General features: G+C 68.6%; 13 protein-coding genes. All 13 read left to right on the forward strand.

Going from position 1 to position 22,086, the window contains the following annotated elements; translation table 11 throughout:
- Positions 1-67: 67 nt before the first annotated feature.
- Positions 68-556, forward strand: coding sequence for a hypothetical protein (locus QRX50_RS28725; protein WP_285966261.1), 489 nt, complete (start codon positions 68-70; stop codon positions 554-556).
- Positions 556-2,682 carry a bifunctional polysaccharide deacetylase/glycosyltransferase family 2 protein gene (locus QRX50_RS28730; RefSeq protein ID WP_285966262.1) on the forward strand — a complete coding sequence of 709 codons (2,127 nt, stop codon included), beginning with the start codon at positions 556-558 and terminating at the stop codon, positions 2,680-2,682. Before QRX50_RS28725 ends, QRX50_RS28730 begins: the two co-directional genes overlap by 1 nt.
- A 901-nt stretch (positions 2,683-3,583) precedes the next feature.
- Complete coding sequence (locus QRX50_RS28735) at positions 3,584-4,582, forward strand: DUF6454 family protein (protein WP_285966263.1); 999 nt, start codon at positions 3,584-3,586, stop codon at positions 4,580-4,582.
- 1,015 nt (positions 4,583-5,597) lie between these two features.
- Positions 5,598-6,680 carry a substrate-binding domain-containing protein gene (locus QRX50_RS28740; protein WP_285966264.1) on the forward strand — a complete coding sequence of 361 codons (1,083 nt, stop codon included), beginning with the start codon at positions 5,598-5,600 and terminating at the stop codon, positions 6,678-6,680.
- An 11-nt stretch (positions 6,681-6,691) separates the two neighbouring features.
- Positions 6,692-7,525: an ATP-binding cassette domain-containing protein gene (locus QRX50_RS28745; RefSeq protein WP_285966265.1), complete on the forward strand. Its 834-nt coding sequence runs from the start codon at positions 6,692-6,694 to the stop codon at positions 7,523-7,525.
- A complete protein-coding gene (locus QRX50_RS28750; protein ID WP_285966266.1) occupies positions 7,522-8,778 on the forward strand; it encodes a sugar ABC transporter permease in 1,257 nt (418 codons plus the stop codon). The genes QRX50_RS28745 and QRX50_RS28750 overlap by 4 nt, the downstream gene beginning before the upstream one ends.
- A gap of 44 nt (positions 8,779-8,822) precedes the next feature.
- Positions 8,823-9,959, forward strand: a complete 1,137-nt coding sequence (locus QRX50_RS28755) for a mandelate racemase/muconate lactonizing enzyme family protein (protein ID WP_285966267.1) — start codon at positions 8,823-8,825, stop codon at positions 9,957-9,959.
- Positions 9,946-10,917, forward strand: a complete 972-nt coding sequence (locus tag QRX50_RS28760; protein ID WP_285966268.1) for a substrate-binding domain-containing protein — start codon at positions 9,946-9,948, stop codon at positions 10,915-10,917. Before QRX50_RS28755 ends, QRX50_RS28760 begins: the two co-directional genes overlap by 14 nt.
- Positions 10,918-10,976: 59 nt before the next feature.
- Positions 10,977-12,191 (forward strand): ROK family protein, encoded by a 1,215-nt coding sequence (locus QRX50_RS28765; protein WP_285966269.1) that lies wholly within the window; start codon positions 10,977-10,979, stop codon positions 12,189-12,191.
- 287 nt (positions 12,192-12,478) lie between these two features.
- The gene (locus QRX50_RS28770) at positions 12,479-12,676 is read left to right on the forward strand and encodes a LuxR C-terminal-related transcriptional regulator (RefSeq protein WP_285966270.1); all 198 of its coding nucleotides are present in this window, start codon (positions 12,479-12,481) and stop codon (positions 12,674-12,676) included.
- 423 nt (positions 12,677-13,099) lie between these two features.
- Entirely contained in the window at positions 13,100-16,582 is a 3,483-nt protein-coding gene (locus QRX50_RS28775) for a glycosyl hydrolase (protein ID WP_285966271.1), read from the forward strand.
- Between the two features lie 52 nt (positions 16,583-16,634).
- The gene (locus tag QRX50_RS28780; RefSeq protein WP_285966272.1) at positions 16,635-19,412 is read left to right on the forward strand and encodes an alpha-L-rhamnosidase; all 2,778 of its coding nucleotides are present in this window, start codon (positions 16,635-16,637) and stop codon (positions 19,410-19,412) included.
- 78 nt (positions 19,413-19,490) lie between these two features.
- Positions 19,491-22,055, forward strand: coding sequence for a glycoside hydrolase family 3 C-terminal domain-containing protein (locus QRX50_RS28785; RefSeq protein WP_285966273.1), 2,565 nt, complete (start codon positions 19,491-19,493; stop codon positions 22,053-22,055).
- The last annotated feature ends 31 nt before the right edge of the window (positions 22,056-22,086 follow it).

The raw sequence follows: 22,086 nt of genomic DNA on the forward strand, positions 1-22,086 counted from the left end.
ATGCGGATCGGGCTTCGCTCACCGATCGTGGTGTGTTTAGGTGGCGTCCCCGCCGATGGAGTGAAACATGCGCGACCCGGTCGATCTCGTGGACGACGATGCTGCCGACACGGCAGCGGAGCCGCCGGTGTTCGTGGATGCCACGGGACGGCGGCGGAAGATCTTTCGGCGGGTGGCACTCGGCGGCGGTGTCCTCACCATCGGCTACGTCGCGGTTCTGGTCGCCGCGTTGCTCGGTGCTCCCGTTCCGTCGCCGCTGCTGATACCGATCACGCCGCTCGGTCCTCGGCCCACCGACGTCGCGACGACGCCCTCGGACCGACCCGATCAGAGCACGGTGACCGACGGCCGCCCGGCACCGGAAACCGGCGGTGCGACCACGCCGACGAGCGACGGCGGCGGTCCGGTCGAGGCCGAGGAGCAATCCACGACCACGACCGCCGCGCTGCCGCCTGCCACGACTTCGAAACCGGTTCCGGGCGTCGAGCACCGCAATTCCCGCGCCCCGGAAACGCCCCCGGGTAAGTCCGATGTCACCAAGAAGCCGCGGCCCTGATGGCCACCAGCCGTCACCGGCACCGGAGACCCGACCCGGCTCCGCGCGCGCACTGGTTCCTGTTGATCTCGGTGCTGGCGGCCGTCGTCGGCCTGCTCGCGCTGCACGCCGTGGTTCTGGGTGGGTTCCACAGCGACGAGACCGCTCCCCAGTCGACCACGGCGAGCGTGCCCGACAGCGTGCGGACCGGCGGCTCGCTGATCGATGCCCGCAACGGCGCGCCCGTCGTGCGGCGTCCCACGGACAAGACACTCGCCCTGACCTTCGACGACGGGCCCGACCCGACCTGGACTCCGGCGATTCTCGCTGTCCTCGACCGCTACCACGTCAAGGCCACCTTCTTCGTCACCGGCGCGCACGCGGCCGAGTACCCGGGGCTGGTGCGAGACATCGCGGCCCACGGCCACGACATCGGCAACCACACGGCCACGCACGTCGATCTCCGCACGGTGGGAGACCTGCGCACTCAGCTCGAGCTGCGCTTCACCGATCTCGCTGTGGCCGGTGCGGCCGGGGTGTCCCCGGCGCTGGTCCGTCCGCCGTACTCCGCCACCCCCGCGTCGGTCGACGACCCGGCCTGGCGTTCGATCCAGCGGATCGGCGCCGCCGGCAAGTTCGCCGTGCTCTCCGACACCGACTCCGAAGACTGGCAACGGCCCGGGGCCGCCGCGGTCGTCGCGAACTCGACCCCGAAGGACGATCGGGGAACCGTCCTGTTGATGCACGACGCGGGCGGTGACCGTTCGCAGACCGTGGCGGCGCTGGATCGGCTGATCCCGGCGTTGCAGGCACAGGGGTGGCGGCTGGGTACGGTGAGCGACGCGGTTGGCCTCGCCTCGGCCGGTGCCCCCGCAGGTCTCGGCCAAATAGCGGCCGGCTGGCTGCTGATCGGGGCCGTGCAGGCCAGTAACGTCGTCGCGGATTTGCTGGTCGCGCTGCTGATCGTCGCCAGTGTGCTCGCCGCGCTGCGCACCGTGGTCATGCTGATCACCACCACGGTGCACGTCCGGCGGCGGCGAAGAACGAAACTCCGCCCCGTCACCGCACCGGCGACCGTCATCATCCCCGCCTACAACGAGCGGGCCGGGATCGAAGCCACGATCCGTTCGGTGCTCGCCTCCGACCACCGTGTCACGGTGATCGTCGTCGACGATGGATCGACCGACGGCACTGCCGAGCTGGTCGAGAAGTACGTATCCCGGCGCGTCCGGTTGACCCGGCAGGCGAACGCGGGGAAGGCGGCCGCGCTCAACACCGGGATCGCCGCGGCGCGCACGGAGCTGGTGGTGCTCGTCGACGGCGACACGGTGCTGGAACCCGGCACGGTGCGCACGTTGGTCCAGCACTTCGCCGATCCCGGGGTCGGGGCGGTGTCCGGCAACGCGAAAGTAGGCAATCGTCGCAGCCTGCTCGGGCAGTGGCAGCACATCGAGTACGTCATCGGGTTCAACCTGGACCGCCGGCTCTACGACGTGCTGGAGTGCATGCCCACTGTTCCGGGGGCGATCGGCGCGTTTCGCCGGTCCGCGGTGATGCGGCTCGGCGGTATTCCCGTCGACACGCTGGCCGAGGACACCGATCTGACCATGGCCATGGAACGCGACGGCTGGCGCGTCGTCTACGAGCAGGAGGCGCGTGCCTGGACCGAGGCGCCGGCCACGCTCGGGCAACTGTGGAAGCAGCGGTACCGATGGTGCTACGGGACTTTGCAGGCGGTGTGGAAGCACCGCCGCGCCGTGCTCGAACGGGGCGCCGCCGGCCGGCTGGGCCGGCGCGGGTTGCCGTATCTGCTGCTGTTCCAGGTGCTGCTGCCGGTACTGGCGCCGTTGGTGGATGCCGCGGCGCTCTTCGGGATCCTGACCAGCGACTGGCTCACTGTCGGCGGGTATTGGCTGATTTTCCTTGCGTTGCAAGCGATTCCCGCGGTGATCGCGTTCCGGCTCGACGGTGAGCGCGTGCGTTCGCTGCTGCTGTTGCCGTTGCAGCAGTTCGTGTACCGGCAGCTGATGTACCTCGTCGTCGTGCAGTCGGTGGTGACCGCACTGGCCGGTGCGCCGCTGCCCTGGCACAAGCTGCACCGCACGGGGCTCACCATCGATACCGCAAATCCGTCCGGCCGCTCGTAGGCGGGTAGCGGTGGGGTCCTCGGAGGCTCGGACTTCGCGGCGAGCCCGTGCAGACGCGGTTGCCGGAGCGGCGGCCACCGCGCCGCAGCGGCCCGCCGGTACTCGTTGACGAAAGTCCTCGGTATGCGGTCCGGCTGGCCCTCTTTCACAGTTATCGAGGCGGTCAGCGTGCGGAAGGCCGGCCCAAGGCGCGATGCAGAATGACAAGCCTGTCCACCGACCTGGTTGTCGGAGTCGAGGGATCCGAGGCGTCAATCACGGTGCTGCGATGGGCCGCACGGATGGCGCGGGAGCGCCGCCGCGGTCTCCGGCTCGTGTACGCCGTCGAGGCTGACCGTGAAAGTCGCGTTCCGGCCGGAGCGTCCGGTGACGACGCTCCGCCAGTTGACGGGCCGGTAGTGGTTGGCGCCTCGCGGCTGACAGCGACGTACGCCGCCGGCCCGGCACTCGGCCCCGGCTAGCCTCGAGTGCGCGCGTTCAGCGGCGGCGAACAGACGTCGGCCGGGCCGTGGTCCCGAACTCGAGCTCGCCGCGGAGGGCCGCCGGCAGAAGTGTGAAGACGTGCTCGAGCTGGCCTGGCAAGCAGAGTGAGTCCAGCGCCGCCGAAACCGCGCGCGCGAGTTGGTTGAGCGAGTGGCGGCCGAGAAAGATCGCCCTTGCCTTGAGAAGTACACCTAGACCCAAACGGTGTGTTTGCCGAAAATGTCGCCTCTGTGCAGGTCGGGCGGCGTAGTGGTTGTCGTTGCGCATGCTGCCCAACCGCTGCCGTTGGCGGAATTCGAGCTGGGTGACGGCTGCTTGATCGATACTCATCAATCGGTGGGTCCAGGTTTAGGCAAGGTTCGCGATCCGGTCCGTCCATCTTTACGATCCGGCCAGACGCTTCCGACAGCGTCGACCTATGAGAATCCTCCCCGTCGGGTCCACTGCCGAGCGCTCGAGCTCGCGCCACCGCAATCGCACGCGCCTCGCTGTGATCGCGGGCGCCGCCCTCGCCGTGGCCGGCATCGCCACCACCGCTTTCGCCGCGACCCTGAGCGACCCGGCTCCGATCCAGATCCAGGCCGGCCCGGCCGCGCAGCCCCCGAAGGGCAACGTCAAGACCCCGGGCGCCGACCACCGCGACGCTCCGCTGGTGGCAGCCTTCGAGCAGGTCAACCAGAACACCGTCTGGACCAAGTCCGGCTCCATCCCGCAGACCTGGCAGCCCGCCGGCGTCGACTACGAGCAGGAGGGCTTCAAGTACTACAACGGCCGCTACTACATCTCGGTCTACGACCACACTGCCAATGACGGTCACCTCGTCATCCTCGACAAGGCCGGCACCCTCATCAAGGACATCGCCTTCGTCGACGGCGCCCGCACCCACGCCGGCGGCTTCGAGGTCTATGGCGACTACGCCTACGTCCCGCTCGCGGTCGACTCGGCGCACAGCTCGGCCGACATCCTGCGGATCAACATCAAGACTTACCAGGTCGAGACTCTCTTCACGGTCGGCTACGACCACGTCGGCGGCGTCATCTACGACCCGGTGAAGAAGACCCTGGTGGGCCAGAGCTGGGACTCGCGGACCTTCTATGAGTGGACCCTGAAGGGCAAGCTCGTCGGCACCTGGCAGAACCCCTCGGACTACGTCGGCTACCAGGACTGCCAGTACGTGCCCTACGAGAAGATGCTCTGCTCCGGCGCCTCCGAGGGCATCCAGTCCCACGGCGGGTTCGACCTCATCGACCTCAAAGACCCGGACCACGCGATCCTCAACGGCTACCCGACGAAGATCGGCGGCGGCAACGCCAACGAGATCCTCGCCACGCCCACCACAGACGGTGTGGTGTTGACGCAGTACGACGCGGGCGGTTCGATCGACACCTACACCACCACGATCCACGACGCGGACTAGCGCAGCAAAAATCCGCCCAACCGGGGTCGTTATTGTTGGACTACCTTTAGTTGGTCCAACAATATCGACGGTGAAGAAGATTGGGCTCTCGGCTCGTACTACAGCAACCCGCAGGGTTCTTGGTTCGAGCCCACGTGGGGGAGCAAAGCCCAGGTCACAGGCCTGGGCTTTTTGCTGACCATGGGTAGGGGCGATTTGAGGGCGATAAAACCCCGCAGTTTTGCAGCGGGTGCGTCGGTCGGCAGTTGGTGCAGGACATCACGTCGCCCGGCGTTGGTAACTGATCGATGACGTGCCGGCACCCCGTAGAGGGGTTGATCTTGCACGGTGCCGGCGCGACCAGCACGAGGCAAGTAGACGCCGACGGGTCTGTGATCGGGCGGCCCGGCGCGGCTGGTGCGGTGGGGCAAGTCGGGCTGGCCATCTCGAAGCCTGCATCGCAGTACCCGCACCGCAGAATCGCGCCGGCGGTGATCGCCTCGCAAAGCATGACGCAATGCCGACGCCTTAAGCGTGGCCGAGCCTTCTTGCCGTGGGCGAGTTCGGCAGGCCGTATTCGACGTGGTCAGGCCACTGTGTACTGATCGTGTCGTCGCTGCTTTTCGCCCGCTGCGCCGCGGTGAGCACGACCAGGTCCGGCGGTACTCACGGCAAATGATCGCCATGATCCGGTCCGTGCGGAGTTGGCGCTGTTCGTCGTGTCTGTGATGGATGCCTCGATCCTGCGGCGCCTGCGTGGTGGCACCCGTACCTGCCTCGAGTAGCCGGGCCTGCGCCGCTTCGGGCAACATCCGCTCTGGCATCGACGCACCCGAGTCCAGACTTCCTCTCTTATGTTTAATCGCGTGATCGTTTGAACATAAAAGCGGCGAAAATGCGGGCAAATCCGGAAAATTATGTTCTGTTGTTGACAGAACTCGCCTCGGCTGATGAAACTGTCCGGCGAGCAGGGCCGCGCACGAATCGACGCGCAATTCCCCCGGAGCAGAGCATGCGCCAGCCAGAGGAGCTGTCAATGAAGAGAGCCTGCTTGTCCACGGTGTTGATGGCGTTGACCGTTGCGGTGAGCGCGTCGGCGTGTGCCGCCGAGGTGCAGCCGTCGCGGTCGAGCGAGGGTGGGTGCACGATCGCGTTCTTGTTGCCGGAGAACACAACGCCGCGCTACGAGGCAAAAGATCACCCGTTGTTCCTCGATGCCGTGAAGGCCCAGGATTCCAGCTGCAAGGTGCTGTACTTCAACGCCGCGAACGCGGCGGACAAGCAGCAGCAGCAAGCTGAGTCTGCGCTGGCGCAGGGTGCGCAGGTGCTCGTGCTCGACCCGGCAAACGTGAACAGTTCGGCCGCGATCGTGCAGGAGGCGAAGGCCAAGGGCGTGCCGACCGTCGCCTACGACCGGACCGCCGGTGGTCCGCTGGCGTACCGCACGGGGTTCGACAACGTCGAGGTCGGCAAGACGCAAGCGAACGCCATGATCAAGGCGATGCAGGCGGCCGGCCACAGCTCCGGCAACATCGTCATGATCAACGGGGCGCCGGACACGACCGGAGCGTTCTTCAAGCAAGGCGCCCACGAGGTCTTCGACAAGTCCGGGTACAAGATCGCCGCGGAGTACGACACCGACGGGTGGTCGCCGACCAACGCCACCACGGAGATGACCCAGGCGGTCGCGAAGATCGGTGCGCACGACATCGTCGGTGTCTACGCGGCGAACGACACCCTGGCGGGCGCGGCGGTCACCGCGATGCGGCAGGCGAACATCTCGCCCATCCCGCCGGTGACCGGACTCGACGCGACCGACGAGGGTCTGCAGCGCATCGTCCTGGGCACCCAGTACATGACCACGTACAAGAACCTCAAGGCCGAGACGAACGCGGCGGCCAAGGTCGCCATCCTCCTCGCCCACGGCAAGCCAGTGCCGCCGGCGCCGATGGTGAAGAACGCGACCGGCGACGACGTGCCGACGCAGCTCCTGCCGCCGATCGCCGTCACCGTCGACAACATCAAGTCGACGGTGATCGCCGACGGGTTCGCGACGTCGGCCGAGGTGTGCGGGGGCGGCGCGGCCGACGCGTGTGCTCGGGCCGGCATCACAGGGTGAAGGAAGCAGCTGTGACAACGGAACACGAAAACGGGCAGGGCAGGGTCCTGCTTTCTCTGGCGCACGCCGAGAAGTCCTATGGTGCCGTGCACGCTCTGCAGGACGTGGCGTTCGAGGCTCGGGCGGGGGAGATTGTCGCACTGGTCGGCGACAACGGGGCCGGTAAGAGCACGCTGATCAAAGCGATCGCCGGGGTGTCGCCAGCGGACTCCGCGCAGATCACCTTCGAAGGCAGCCCCGTGACGGTGGCGACACCGCAGGACGCGGCCAAGCTCGGGATCGCGACGGTCTACCAGGATCTGGCTCTGTGCGACAACCTCGACGTCGTCGCCAACCTCTTCCTCGGCCGGGAGCAGTTGCTGATGGGTCCCGGCCGAACGGCCCGGTTGCTCGACAAGATCGACATGGCGAAGCAGGCGCGAGCCCTGTTGGCCGGTCTCGGCGCGCGGATCCCGAACGTGCTGGCTCGGGTCGAGGATCTCTCGGGCGGGCAGCGCCAGGCTGTCGCCATCGCGCGAGCGATCCTCGGCGAGCCGAAGGTCGTGCTCCTGGACGAGCCGACGGCGGCCCTGGGAGTGGCCCAGACCGCGCAGGTGCTCCAGCTGCTCAGGCGGTTGAAGGCGCGCGGCCTCGGCGTCGTCGTGATCAGCCACAACCTAGCCGACGTGTTCGCCGTCGCCGATCGCATCTGCGTGCTCCGGCTGGGCCGCAACGCGGGGGAGTTCTCCACCTCGGAGGCCACCCATGAGCAGGTGGTCTCCGCGATCACCGGCCTGACCTCGTCCTCGGATCTCGGCACCGGCCGGGAGCTGCACGGCATCACCACCGGAGGTGACCTCGCATGAGTCCGGAAAGGACAGTGGAAGAACTCCCACAAGCCGAGACGACGACCGCAACGTCAGAGCCGGCCCCGCTCGAGCCAGCCGCGCCGACGCTGGGGGAGCTCGTCCGATCCAGGGTGAAGCAGATCCGCAAGGGTGACGTGGGAAGCCTGTCGGTCTACCTCGGCCTCATCTTGATCTGGATCGTCTTCCAGCTCATCAACAACCGGTTCCTCTCCGACGACAACGTGCACAACCTCGCGCGCCAGATCTCCTACGGTGGTGTGATTTCACTGGGCGTGGTCATGGTTCTGTTGATCGGCGAGGTCGACCTGTCCATCGGCTCGGTCTGCGGCCTCGGCGCGGCCATCCTCGCCGTCCTCGTTCAGAACAACGGCTGGAACCCTTTCCTGGGGATCGTGGCTACTGTCGCGGCCGGGGGAGTGCTCGGCGCCCTGCAAGGGTTCATCCGGACACGGCTCAACGTCCCGTCGTTCATCGTGACGCTCGGGGGCCTGCTGCTGTTCCTCGGTCTGCAACTGCGGTTCCTCGGCAAAACCGGCACGATCCTGTTTCCCTTCGGCGGCACCATCTCTCAGCTGGAGGGCCGCAGCCTCGCACCGGTGGCCGGCTACGCGCTCGCCACGGTCGCGGTGGTGTGCTTCCTGGTGCTGGGGCTGATCAGCCGGCGACGGCACGTGCGCTCCGGCGTGAGTGCACCACCACTGGGCCTGCTGGTGATCCAGGTGGTCGGTCTCGCAGTCGTGCTTTTCGTGGTGGTCTGGGAGCTCAACCGAGCGGTCGGGGTTCCCTTGGCGCTGATCATCTTCCTGGTGCTCGCGGTCTTCTTCTGGGTTTTGATCACCCAGACCCGATACGGCCAGCGCGTGCGCGCCGTCGGCGGGAACGCCGAAGCAGCACGTCGCGCCGGCATCAACGTCGACCGGATCCGCGTTTCCGTGTTCGCCATCTCCGGAGCGATGGCCGCGGCGGGAGGCGTGCTGTCCGCTTCCTACGTCGGTGCCGCCTCGCAGGACCTCGGGGGAAGCACGCTGCTGCTGTACTCGATCGCCGCTGCGGTCATCGGCGGCACCAGCCTGTTCGGCGGCCGGGGCAGCGCGTGGTCGGCGGTCATCGGATGGCTCGTGATCGGGTCGATCTACAACGGCATGTACCTGCTCAACCTCGTGTCCGATCTGCAGTACATGGTGATCGGCGCCGTGCTCGTCGCGGCAGTGATCGTCGACTCGATTTCCCGCCGGCGCGCGACCACCTGATCGCACACCCGGCGAACTCCAGCGGCAATTCCAGGGAGGACCACTTGAAGATCACCGACATCACCGGCACCGCCGTCCGCGCCGACTACCGGCCCGAGTACATGAAGGACAAGCGGTACTACGTCAAGGACGAGACCCAGGTCAACGTCATCGTGCAGATCCACACGGACGAAGGCGTCGTGGGCATCGGCGAAGCCGCCCACTGTCCCGGGCTCTACGGCGAGACGGCGCCCTCGACGCTGGGTGGGATCGACCTGCTCAAGCCGGGTCTCGTCGGCCTCGACCCCTTGCAGCTGACCAAAGCGAACACGCTGATGGACCGCTACTCGCCGGCCGGCAATGTCGCGGCGAAGGCCGGCATCGACATCGCCCTGCACGACCTGGCCGGCAAGATCCTCGGCATTCCGATGTACCAGCTTCTCGGTGGCCGGATGCACGACGGCGTGCCCACCCACATCACGCCGGCCACCTACGAGGACACCGCCAGCGACATGGCCCGGCTGATGTCGCAGGGCTACCGGTTCTTCAAGCAGAAGATGAGCGGCGACACCGAATACGACCTCGACATCGTCCGGTCCCTGCTGCCGGTGATCGGGGATCTCGCGACGCTGAGCCTGGACGCGAACCAGGCATGGTCGGTCAACCAGACGCTCCTCATCGCCGAGGTTCTGGAGAAGGAGGTGCCGCTGCACCAGAAGGTCATCCTCGAGCAACCGGTGCTGGCCAACGACTTCAGCGGCCTCGCGAAGATCCGGCGATCGACGCGCTTCCCGGTCATGGCCGACGACGGCATCCGCACCGTGGCCGACCTCAATCGAGTGATCGAGTCCGAAGCCGCCGACATCGTCAGCCTGAAGATCAGCCGCGTCGGCGGCGTCCAGAAGTGCCAGCAGATGATCCGGGTCGCCGAGGCGCACAACATCGACTACATCGTCGACGAGATCAACGAGATGAAGGTGGCGAACACCGCCGTCGCCCATCTCGCGGTGGCTTCGCGCAATCCGCTCTACACGGGCGTCGCGTGCCACACGCTGTTCGAACAGGACTTCGTGAGCTCGGGCGGCGTGACGATCGTCGACGGCGTGGCGAACGTGAGCGACCGGCCGGGTCTGGGAATCGGCTCGGAGTCGGCGTTGGGCGTCGACCTGGAATCGACCGCGGTGCGCTATGAATACGCCTGACCGAGCCGGCGGGTGGAACCGCAGGCTGACGATCGCGGTGATCGAGAAGAACCGCGGACCGTACTGGGACATGGTCAACGCCGGCTGGCGCGACGCCGCCGAACGCTGGGGACTCGACGTGGTCTTCGAGGCCCCCGAGTACGAATCGGTCGACGACCAGGTGGAGGCGATGCGGCGCCACCTCGCGAACGGCGTGGACGGGTTGGCTTTCGTCGCGACCCGTGAGTCGGCCTTCGACACCGTGGTCGGCGAGGCGACCGGTGCCGGGGTGCCGGTCGTGACGTTCGACCTCGACGCCCCCGGCTGCGGGCGGGCGCTGTACGTCGGCATGCCGACGCCGGTCGAGCTGGGCCGCCAGGCCGGTCGCTTGCTCGCACAGCGAGTGCCGGCCGGCGCGCGTGTTCTCGCGCAGACCGGCTCCACCGGCGCTCATGGTGCCGCGGGGAAACTGCGTGGGTTCCGCGAGGCGATGGCCGAAGCCGGCATCGAGGTCGTCGGCGGTGACGACGACGGCGAACACATCGACGTCGCTGCCGCGAACGTCCGCAGGCTGCTGGCGGAGTACCCGGATGTCGCCGGTTGCTACGGCGTCTACGGGTACCACGCGGCCGTCCAGGCCGCGGCCGTGGAAGACGCCGGGCGGGCCGGCGAGGTCGCGATCGTCGGCAACGACATGCTGCCCGAGACCGCGGCCGCGATCCGGCGCGGATCCGTTTTCGCGAGCATCTGGATCCGTGAGTACTACTTCGGCTACTACGCGGCCGCCGCGATCGCCCTCGCCGCTCGTCTCGGGACCGCGGACGCACTGACGCTGCTGGGCTTCGCCCCGGTGGGCCTCGAGGGAAACCAGCGGCGACTTCAGCCGCAGGTGATCACCGTGGACAACCTCGCGGAGTTCGAGCAGTGGGCGCGAGTGCGCGGGGTGTTCGAACGGACGGCAGCCACGGCGAACACGTGACCAATCCATCCGCGTCGCGGATACGCTGGAAGATCGGGGAAGCCAATGGGGGTGGACAGGTGACCAACGGACCGTCCCGGGCATCCGGCCCGGCACCGAGCCCGTCGCAGAGGGAGCACGTCCTCTACGCGCTGAGCCGCTACGGCGCGATGAGCCGAGCTCGCCTGCGCGAGGTCACCGGGCGTTCCCGGACGTCGGTGTGGGCGGTCGTGAGCGATCTGGTCGCCGACGGCACCGTGGTCGAGGACGTGCCCGATCCGGACACCCGTGGTTCGCACAGCGGCAGGCCGCCCGGACTCCTGCGGCTCGCCAAGACCGCCGACGCGGTGGTCGGCGTCGATTTCGGCCGGACCCACATCCGAGCCGCGCTGGCCGACCTGTCAGGCCGGATCCTCGCCGAGCAGCAAGTGCTCATGCAGGTCGACGACTTCGCCGCCGAGTCGCTGTCCGCGGCCGCCAAGCTGGTCAGTGAGCTGACCGCCGAGGCGGGGATCGACCGGGAGGTCGTCCGGCAGGTGGTCGTCGGGCTGCCCGCCCCGGTCAACCGCGCGACGGGGAGCATCACCCTTGGCCGCGTCCTCAACAACTGGGCGGGTGTGGTCCCGGCGACCGAACTCGAAGAACGCATCGGCATGCCGGTCTGGCTCGAGAACAACGCGAACCTCGGCGCCCTCGCCGAAGCGTGGGAAGGCGTCGCGAGCGGAATCGACGACGTCCTCTACGTGAAGGTGTCCAGCGGCATCGGCGCCGGGCTCGTGCTCAACGGGAAGCTCTACAAGGGCGCCGCCGGGATCGCCGGCGAGATCGGTCACGTCCTGGTCGACGAGGACGGTGCCCTGTGCTGGTGCGGCAGTCGTGGTTGCCTCGACACGCTCGCCTCGGGCCGGCGCATCATCGAGCTGCTGCAGCCCACCCGCAGCGAACCCTTGACTCTCGACGGGGTCGTTCAGCTCGTGCGCGACGGGGAACCCCTGGCGTGCCGGATCGTGTCCGACGCCGGGCGGACTTTGGGCCGGGCGATCGCCGACCTGTGCGCCAGCCTCAACCCCGGGGCGGTCGTCCTCGGTGGCCTCGTCAGCGCCGCCGGTGACGTCCTCGTCGATGCCGTCGGGGAAAGCGTGCGGCGGTACGCGCAGCCGGCGATCACCGATGGTCTGCGGCTGTTGCGCTCGTCTTTGGGGACGCGCGCCGAGGTCGTCGGGGCCGTCACGTTCGCGCTGGACTCGACCAGACGGCGTCTTGCCGACGACCGCGGCTTGTCGGGATTCGACTAGCTCGCGCGTTGCCTGCGGGGCGGCCGGTGGCCAGTCAGGCGCCGTGGGTATTGAAACGTCATAAGTCACATCTGGCTCGGCAGCACAACCCTGCGCGCGTGATCTTGTCACTCGTTGACGAGCCTCGCGGGCCCATAGTAGCGTCACACCGCCAGGATTGGTGAAACCTTTCAATCCGGAGGTAGCGATGACGCGCCAGGATCCGAGCGAGACGCCTCAGCCGGCGGGCTCGGGCGGACGGGGACCTCGCACGTTGTCGTCGCGGAGTGGCAGAGGGCGGTGATCCGGTGAACGCCACGCTCGAGCGCGAGGAGCTCGACTTGCTTGCGCTCTTCGCTGAAGGCCTGCCACTGGACATCATCGCTCGCCGGCTGGAGCTGTCCGACCGCACCGTTCGCCGGCGGATGCGCTCGATCTGTGACCGCCTCGGTTTCGCCACTCCCATTCAAGCCGTGGTGTGGGCCGCGCGGCGCGGCCTCGTCTGACCGTCGCCGACCCCGCGACTGACCGAATCCGGACAAGCTCTTGTCCGCCAAGGGAAACCCTCGTAATGTCCCCGTGAGGTAAAACGATTCATAGACGAATTCAGGCTGTACCCCTCCGGCCTCCCAGGAGTCTCTGTGCGCCATAGATCCGGCCTCCACCGGGCGCCTCCCCGTCCCACGGGTTCCTGGGACTGGTCGGCACCGCAGCCTGGTTTGTAGCGCACGGCAGCACCATCGCGACACCCCGATACCGCTTTGCTCAGGCAAGCGGCGGGGTGATGCTTTCGTGCGCCCAGCACCCGGTTTCCGTCGCTTACTTGGTGGCGTGCAAGCGAAACTCGGAACTTTCGCAGGATTGCCGGCGGCGTTCAGTCAGGTCTAGATTCGCATGAATCGTTTCAGCTCAACGAAACGAGGACAGTGATGTCAACGAGCAGGCGAGGGTTTCTGCGTGGCGCGGCCGTGGTGGCGCTCGGCGCGGCGGGTACCGCGGCATTGCCGGGCACCGCGGCGGAGGCAGCGGGAGAGCTGGAATCCGCGGCAGGGCTGAGCGTCGCCCGAGCCGGCGGAGCCGAGCCGGCGCACCTGGCCCTCCCGCGGCTCGCCTCGGCCATGGACGGTTCGGACGTGCTCGGCGGGTTCAGAACGCCGCCCGCGGAAGTCCTGCCCCGGGTGTGGTGGCACTGGATGAACCAGAACATCACCCAGGAGGGCATCAAGGCCGACCTGGAGTGGTTCAAACGCGCCGGGATCGGCGGGATGGTGAACTTCGACGGCGCGGGGCGGGTGCCCGTGGTCGTGCCGAATCCGTTGCCGTACATGTCCGACGGCTGGAAGTCGGCTTTCCGCTACGCGATGCAGCAGGCCGACCGGCTGGGCCTCGAGGCCGACGTGGCTTGTTCTCCGGGGTGGTCGGAGACCGGCGGACCCTGGGTGACGGCCGAAGACGCGATGAAGAAGTACGTGTGGACCGAGACGTGGGTCGCGGGCGGACGGGGTCAGGTGAAGCTGCCGCAACCGCCCGCGGTTGCCGGCCAGTTCGCGGATTCCGCGGCGGCCTCGTCCACCCCCACTCCGTTGCCTGCCTTCTACCGGGACGCGCGCGTGTTCGCCTACCGCGTCCCGAACGGAACCCAGAACCAAGCGGCTCTCGCACCCAAGGTCTTCGCCAGCGGACTGCAGGCCGACCCGAAGGCGACCCCGACGTCGAACGGCGACCAGGGTGTCCCGCTGGACGTAGCCAAGCTGTCGAACGCTTCGGTCGCCGACGCTCAGTACCTGCCCGCGGCGGGAGGGGCCGGCACATGGGTGCGTTTCGAATACCAGCGCCCGGTCGCGGTCACCGGTGTCACGATCGCCGCGGGCGCCGCGTTCAGCGGGTGGAACGATGTCGTCGAGTACGGGCCGTCGGCGCAGGTCTACAGCAGCCGTGATGGCCGGCAGTGGACGCTGCTGGCGCAGGGCGTGTACAGCGGGGTGCAGCGCACGCTGTTCGTCCCGCAGACCACGGCGAAGTACTTCAAGGTCGTGTTCGGCCAGAGCTCCACCGCGCCGTCGTCGGCTCCGATCGCCTTGGCGAGCTTGATCCTGCGCACCGTCGCGACCGTGCACGAGTTCGAGGTGAAGGCCGGGTTCGGGCAGACCGCGAACTACTACCACGTGGCCACCCCTTCACAGGGCGGCGGTCCGGCGGTCCGGCGGTCCGACGTCGTCGACCTCACCGGCCGGATGGCACCGGACGGGACGCTGAACTGGCGGGCGCCGGGCGGTACGTGGGTCGTGGTCCGCCTCGGATACAGCCTCACCGGTCACCAGAACGGCCCGGCGTCGACCGCGGCCACCGGCTTGGAGGTCGACAAGCTCGACGCCGGCCGCGTGCGCAAGTACCTCAACACCTACCTCGACATGCTCACCGACGCCGCCGGCAAGGACCTGTTCGGTCGCCGCGGCCTGACCGGCCTGCTCAACGACAGTTACGAAGCGGGATACCAGAACTGGACCGAATCGCTGCTGGACGAGTTCCGCAAGCGCCGCGGCTACGACCCCGCTCCGCACCTGCCGGTGCTCACCGGCGTGCCGGTCGACAGCGCCGCGGACGCCGACAAGTTCCTGTGGGACTGGCGGCGGACGCTGAACGAGCTGCTGGCCCAGAACCATTACCAGATCATCCCGGCCGAAGCGCACAAACGCGGCATTCAACGCACCTATGCCGAGGCGCAAGAGGACAAACGCGGCTGGTTCGGCGACGACATGGAGATGCGGCAGTACGCGGACTTCCCCATGGGCGCGTCGGGGGAGGCGTTCGCGCCGGGGGACCAGTCGTTCGAGACCTATCGGGTCGACACGCGTGGCGCCGCGTCGGTCGCGCACATCTACGGCCGGCCGCAGGCCGCGGTCGAGGCATTCACCTTCACCCCGCAGGGCTTCACCCCGAAGGATCTCAAGCCCCTGGCCGACGAGATGCTCGCCCAGGGTGCCACCCGGTTCATGATCCACACCTCCGTGCACCAGCCGCTCGACCGCGGTCCCGGCGTGACGCTGAACGGCATCGGGTCGTTCTTCACCCGGCTCGAGACCTGGGCCGAGGTGGCGAAGCCGTGGACGACGTACCTGTCGCGGTGCAGCTGGCTGCTGTCACGAGGCACGCACGTCGCCGACGTCGCGTACTTCTACGGACAGGAAGCCCCCGCGACCGGCGTGTGGGGCCGCACCTTCCGGCAGACCGACCAGCCGATCGGGTACGACTACGACTTCGTGAACGGCACGGTCATCCTGAACGAGATGTCGGTGCGCGACAGGCGGATCGTCACCCGCTCCGGCCAGGCGTACGCGCTGCTCCAGCTCGGCGGCGATGCCCAGCGGATCACGCTGGCGGTGCTGCGCAAGCTCGCCGGGTTCGTGGACGCCGGCGCGGCGATCGCCGGGCCGAAACCGCTCGGGTCGCCGAGCCTGGCGGACGACGACGCGGAGTTCCAGAAGCTGGCCACGCGGTTGTGGGGCGACGGCGAGGAGCGCGATCGCGTCGTCGGCGCCGGTCGTGTTTTCAGCGGCGTCACCGCGGCCGAGGCGCTCGCCGAGCTCGGGGTCACGCCTGACTGGACCTTCCGGCTCGATGCCATGGATCCGTTGACCGCCAACGAACCCCTGTGGCTGACGCATCGCCGCACCGACTCGGCGGACATCTACTTCATCGTCAACCGCCGCAACGTGCGCACCACGATTCCGCTGACGCTGCGTTCCGCCGGAAGCGCCGTGGAAACCTGGGATCCGGTGTCGGGCCAGACGGCACCCATCACGTTCGACGCCACCAGCGGCGCCACTCAGCTGACCGTCGACCTCGGACCCGCGGACTCGATCTTCCTCGTCGTCTCGCACGGCAAGCCCGGGTCGAAGACTGTCGCGGTGACCGCGGACCGGCAGATCGGCGCGATCGCCGGTGCGTGGCAGGTCGACTTCCCCGCCGATCGGGGCGCGCCCGCCAAGGCGAACTTCGCGTACCTCCGGTCCTTCACGCAGGAGAGCGACCCGGGGATCCGGTACTTCTCCGGCACCGCCACGTATTCGACGACGTTCGACGCGCCGGCGGAGTGGGCCAAGCTGGGTGGTCGCGTGATCCTCGATCTGGGGGAGGTGCACGACATCGCCCAGGTCACCATCAACGGTGCCGACGCGGGAATCGCGTGGCGGGCCCCGTACCGGCTCGACATCACCGGTGCGCTTCGCGGTGGCCGGAACACCCTGCAGGTGAAGGTCACCAACAGCTGGTTCAACCGGCTGGTCGGTGACCAGCAGCCCGGAGCAACGCCGATCGCGTACGTGCAGCCGCCGCTGAAGAACATCGCCGCCGGCACCGAACTCAAGCCGGCGGGCCTGCTGGGGCCGGTCCGGATCGTGAACCGTGCGTAGCGCCGCAGCGCGCGAACCCGCCCGCCCCCATTTCCGGCTGAAAGGACTTCCGATGAACCGCCGGCGCCCTGTCCTCACGCTCCTCGCCGTCGCATTGCTGGCCGTGTCCGGATCGGCAACCGCTGCCGCCGCACCGAGCAGCTCGGCGAAGCCGACCTCGCTCAAGACCGAGAACCTCGCCGACCCGATCGGGATCGACGCCGACAAACCGCTGCTCAGCTGGCTGCCGGGGAAAGACTCGGCGGGCCAGGTGGCCTACGAGATCCGCGCGACCCTCGAGTCACCGTCCCAGCACGGGAAACGCGACCTGTGGGACAGCGGGAAAGTCCGTTCCACGGGCACCTCGAACATCCCGTACGCAGGCCCGGCTCTGCACTCCCGCGACCACGTGAGCTGGCAGGTTCGCACGTGGGACACCACGGGGCGAGTCTCGACCTGGAGTGATCCGTCGAGCTGGGAGATGGGGCTGTTGTCCGCCTCCGACTGGTCGGCGCGCTGGATCGAGAACCCGTCGTACGACTGCACCCAGCCGGACGGGAAGGAGACTCCGCTGCCCGTGTTCGGCAAGGCGTTCGCTGTGCACGGTGCGGTCAAGCAGGCCCGCCTCTACACCACCGGGCTCGGCATGTACGCCGCGACCATCAACGGCCGGCCGGTCGGCGACGCCGTGCTCGAACCAGGCCAGACCACGTACTCCGCCGAGGTCGACTACCGGACCTACGACCTCACGAGGGCACTCCGGTCGGGTACGAACACGATCGGCATGCAGACCGGTAGCGGCACCTACCAGCGCGTGAAGACTCCCGGGCGGTACTTCTTCGGCGGCACCCTGGAGCAGTACACCGTGTACGGGGAACCGAAGGTCATCGCCCAGCTCGAGATCACCTACCAGGACGGGCACCGGGAGGTCGTCTCCAGCGACGGCACTTGGCGGACCGCGCTCGGCCCGACCACCTTCTCGTCGTGGTGGAGCGGAGAGGAGTACGACGCCCGCCGAGCGAGCGAGTCACTGACTTCGGCCGCCGCGCTGACCAACGCGGGCTGGCAGCAGGCGAGCCCGGTCACGCTCACCCAAGCCACGACGCCGCGCGACACCACACCGTTGCGCGCCAATCCGCGCCCGCCGGTCACCGTCGCACAGACCGTGCGGCCGACCAGCATCCGCAAGCTGGCCGACGGCTCGTACATCCTCGACTTCGGGGCCAACCGCTCCGGCTGGCCCAGCGTCTCGGTCTCCGGGCGAGCGGGCGACACCGTGACGATGATCCCGGCGGAGAACCTCGCCGCCGACGGCACCTTGGACATCGCCAGCACCGGCGCGAAACCGGGGAGCCAGATCGCCTACCGGTACACGCTTTCCGGGCACGGCAAGGAAACATGGCACCCGCAGTTCACCTACAGCGGCTTCCGCTACCTGCAGGTGAGTGGTCTGCGCACGGCGCCGGCCAAGGACACCGTGACCATGGACGTCATCCACGCGGCGAACCCGAGCGCGAGTGACTTCACCTCGTCCAGCGACGTGCTCAACCAGATCCACACGATCACCGAGCGCGCGATCCAGAGCAACATGATGTCGGTCATGACCGACTGCCCGGACCGCGAGAAGGGCCCGTACACCGGCGACAACCTGCAGAATCTCGACGCCCTGCTCACCGACTACGACATGTCGGCCTTCGAGCCCCAGCTCGTGCGCAACATGGTCACCGCGCAGCGGCAGCCGGGTGACGTGTCGCCGGGCTTGATCGCCAACATCGCCCCGGAGTTCCACCGCGTCGCACCGACCACGCAGACGAAGCCCCAGGGCACCATCGAGTTCCTCGACGAAGTCAACTGGGGCGGCGCCGTCATCCGCATCCCGTGGCAGCTCTACCTCACCTACGGCGACACCCGGACGATGGCCACCTCCTACGACAACATGGTGGCCTGGCTCGACTACGAGGCGAAGAACAAGGCCGCCAACAACGGTGACATCCCCGGGCTCGGCGACTGGTCGGCGACGGACAACACCACGCCGATGCAGCTGGCCATCCTCGCCGGCTACTACACGGCGGCGAGCGACATGGCCGGTGTTGCCCAGGTCCTCGGCAAGACCGCCGACCACACCAAGTACACCGCCCTGGCCGCCCAGCTCGCCACGGAGTTCGGCACGCGCTTCCGCCACGTCGACGCGACGGGCGTCTACTACGGCAGCGACAGCGAAGCCTCCAACGCCATGGCCCTCGACGCCGGATTGGTCGCCCCGGCCGACCGCACCGCGGTGCTCGATCGCCTCGTCGCGTCGGTGCGCAAGGCGGGCAACCACATCACGACCGGCTCGGTCGCACTCGGACCGCTCTTCCGGGCGCTCGAGGCCGGGAACCGTGACGACGTCATCTACGACATGGTCGTCAACCCGACCTCGCCCGGCTATGGGTACTTGATCGCCAGCGGCCACACGACGCTGTCGGAGAGCCTGGACGGTGGCGGCTCGCAGAACCACCACTTTCTCGGCGCCGTGGACGCGTGGTTCATCCGCGGACTCGCCGGCATCCAGCAGACGGACGGTTCGGTCGGCTACCGCGACCTCACCATCGCGCCCGCGATCGTCGGCGGCCTGACCCACGCCGAGGGCAGCTACCAGACCCCGAACGGCACGGTCAGCAGCACGTGGACGAAGTCCGCGCACGGGTTCCGGCTCCAGGTGACGGTTCCGCCGGGGGCGAGCGCCACCGTGCACGTCCCGGCCGCGGCCGGACGCAACGTCCAGGCCTCCGGGCCGGGGGCCCGCCGCGTCACCGAAGCTGTCTACACCGTCGGTGCCGGCCAGTACACGTTCACCGCGACGAACTGATCGGCTGTGTCCGATGTGGCCGACCGGCCACATCGGACACACCTCTCCCTGGAAACCCCACCCCGAAGGAGACAATCGATGGACGTCACCCGTCGTTCGATGCTGAAGTGGTCCGGAGCGGGGGTCGCCGCCGCCGGTGTCGTGGCGGTGACCCCCGCCGGTCTGGCGGCGGCCGACCCCGCGGCCGCACTCCCAGCCGGCCCCCTCACGACGCCCCCGCCCCCGTCGGCACAGGCGCAGGCGGCCGTGAAGAAGGCCCGGCAGCTCGTGTCCAAGATGACCCTCGACGAGAAGATCGCCTACTGTCATGGGATTCCGGCCACGAAGGGCTTCACCGGTCACATCCCCGCCAACGACCGGCTCGGCATCCCGGCGCTGCGGCTGGCGGACGGGCCGAGCGGCGTCGGGAACGGGTCCACCGGCGTCACTCAGTGGCCGGACTCCAAGGCCCTGGCCGCCACCTGGAACCCCGCCACCGCGACCGACTACGGGAAGGCCTACGGCGCCGAGCAGGCGGCCAAAGGGCACAACATCGCGCTGGCACCGTGCATCAACATCCTCCGCCTGCCGCACTGGGGGCGCTCGTTCGAGACCTACACCGAAGACCCCTTTCTGAACGGGCAGCTGGCGGCCGCCACCATCCGCGGCATCCAGACCAACCACGTCATCTCGACGGTGAAGCACTTCGCCGCCAACAACCAGGAGATCCTGCGCAACTCGATCGACGTGGTCGTGTCGGCTCGCGCGCTGCAGGAGATCTACTACCCGGGGTTCCGGGCCGCCGTGCAGCAGGGCCAGGTCGGCGCCGTCATGACGTCGTACAACAAGGTCAACGGCACCTGGGCCCACGAGAACCGGATCAACGTCCAGGACGCGTTGCGCGACGCGTGGGGCTTCGACGGCATGGTCATGTCGGACTGGGGCGGCACACACAGCACGGTCCAGACCGCCAAGGCCGGCTCGGACACGGAAATGCCCGGCGGCACCTACCTCGGCGACGCGCTCAAGGCCGCCGTGCAGAACGGCAGCGTCAGCGAGGCGCAGCTCGACACCATGGTGACTCAGGTCCTCACGGCGATGATCCGCGTCGGGTTGTTCGACCACCCGTTGCCGGACCCGGCGACCGTCGTCGACACCGTGGTCTCCACGCCGGCGCACCTCACGCTGGCGCGGCGCATCGGCGTCGAAGGCAGCGTGCTGCTGAAGAACAACGGTGTGCTGCCGCTGGCCCGGCCCCGCAGCATCGCGGTCATCGGCAACGCCGCCGACGCCGGCGCGCAGACCCACGGCGGCGGCTCCGGCAGCGTCAACCCGAACGGCACGGTCGTGACGCCGTTGGCCGGGATTCGCGCGCGGGCCGGGTCCATCCCGGTCACCTACGCGCAGGGCACTCTCGGCATCGCCGCGCTGCCGACCGTGCCCGCGGCGGCGTTCGGCTCCGGTCTCAAGGCCACGTACTACACGTCCACCGACCTGACCGGTGACCCGCTGGGAACCGAGACCATCGCCGCCCTGAACGTCACCGCGACTCCGGCGGCGGTCGCGGCTCAGACGGACGGCTGGTCCGCGCGGTACACCGGCACCTTCAACGCCGCCGAAGCCGGGGGTTACCGCTTCAGCCTCAGCGTCGGCGGGGTGACCACGCTGAGCATCGACGGCAAGAAGGTGCTCACCGCACTGCCCGGCCGCGAAGCCGTCCAGAACGGCCTGGTCACCCTGACAGCGGGGAGCCACACCCTCGAGGTCACCTACGTGTCGGCCGCTCCCGCCGGGGGCCGCGCGCCGCGCACGTCGCTGGTACTCGGCTCCCAGGCCGGCTACGACAAGCTCCACCAGGCGGCGGCCGACGCCGCCCGCGCGGCCGAGGTGGCGGTGGTGGTGCTCGCCGACCTGACCAGCGAGGGCATGGACCGCTCGACGCTCGCCCTGCCCGCGGACCAGAACGAGCTCGTGGCCGCGGTCGCGAAGGCGAACCCGAACACTGTGGTCGTGCTCAACACCTCCGGCGCGGTCCTGATGCCGTGGCTGGGCAGCGTCAAGGGCGTCATCGCGAACTGGTACGCCGGCCAGGAGCAGGGCAACGCGCTGGCTGCCATGCTGTTCGGCGACGAAGAGCCGGGTGGTCGCCTGCCGGAGACGTTCCCGGCCTCCGATCAGCAGGGGCCCGCCAAGACGACTGTCGAGTTTCCTGGTGACGGTGTCCAGGTGTACTACGACGAAGGCCTGGCGATCGGCTACCGCTGGTACCAGCACTCCGGCGAGAAGCCCCTCTTCCCCTTCGGCTTCGGCCTGTCCTACACCACCTTCCGCCTGGGCAACCTGCGTCTTTCCCGCACCGGGGGCGGACTCCGGGCCCAGGCGACGGTCACCAACACCGGCCGGCGGGCCGGTTCGGAGGTCGTCCAGCTCTACGTCGCGGCACCCGACGCGGCGCAAGAGCCGGCGCAGCAGCTCAAGGCGTTCGGCAAGGTCACCCTCAAGCCGGGCCAGAGCACGACCGTGACGCTCGACGTCCCGCGCGACGAACTCGCGGTCTGGCTGAGCCCGAGCACCGGGTGGACCGTGGTTCCGGGCAATTACAGCGTCGGCGTGGGCACCTCGTCGGCGGACCTCCCGCTCCGCGGCCGCATCACGGTGTCCTGACCGTCCGAGCAAACAGAAGCGGTGCCGAGGA

Origin of the sequence: Amycolatopsis sp. 2-15, assembly GCF_030285625.1 — a bacterium.
In the GTDB taxonomy this organism is placed as follows: domain Bacteria; phylum Actinomycetota; class Actinomycetes; order Mycobacteriales; family Pseudonocardiaceae; genus Amycolatopsis; species Amycolatopsis carbonis.

Excerpts from the sequence above, each read along its gene's own strand:
- QRX50_RS28780 (WP_285966272.1), top strand. The coding sequence starts at position 16,635 with ATGAACCGCCGGCGCCCTGTCCTCACGCTCCTCGCCGTCGCATTGCTG.
- QRX50_RS28760 (WP_285966268.1), top strand. The coding sequence starts at position 9,946 with ATGAATACGCCTGACCGAGCCGGCGGGTGGAACCGCAGGCTGACGATC.
- QRX50_RS28725 (WP_285966261.1), top strand. The coding sequence starts at position 68 with ATGCGCGACCCGGTCGATCTCGTGGACGACGATGCTGCCGACACGGCA.
- QRX50_RS28775 (WP_285966271.1), top strand. The coding sequence starts at position 13,100 with ATGTCAACGAGCAGGCGAGGGTTTCTGCGTGGCGCGGCCGTGGTGGCG.
- QRX50_RS28785 (WP_285966273.1), top strand. The coding sequence starts at position 19,491 with ATGGACGTCACCCGTCGTTCGATGCTGAAGTGGTCCGGAGCGGGGGTC.
- QRX50_RS28750 (WP_285966266.1), top strand. The coding sequence starts at position 7,522 with ATGAGTCCGGAAAGGACAGTGGAAGAACTCCCACAAGCCGAGACGACG.
- QRX50_RS28730 (WP_285966262.1), top strand. The coding sequence starts at position 556 with ATGGCCACCAGCCGTCACCGGCACCGGAGACCCGACCCGGCTCCGCGC.
- QRX50_RS28735 (WP_285966263.1), top strand. The coding sequence starts at position 3,584 with ATGAGAATCCTCCCCGTCGGGTCCACTGCCGAGCGCTCGAGCTCGCGC.
- QRX50_RS28740 (WP_285966264.1), top strand. The coding sequence starts at position 5,598 with ATGAAGAGAGCCTGCTTGTCCACGGTGTTGATGGCGTTGACCGTTGCG.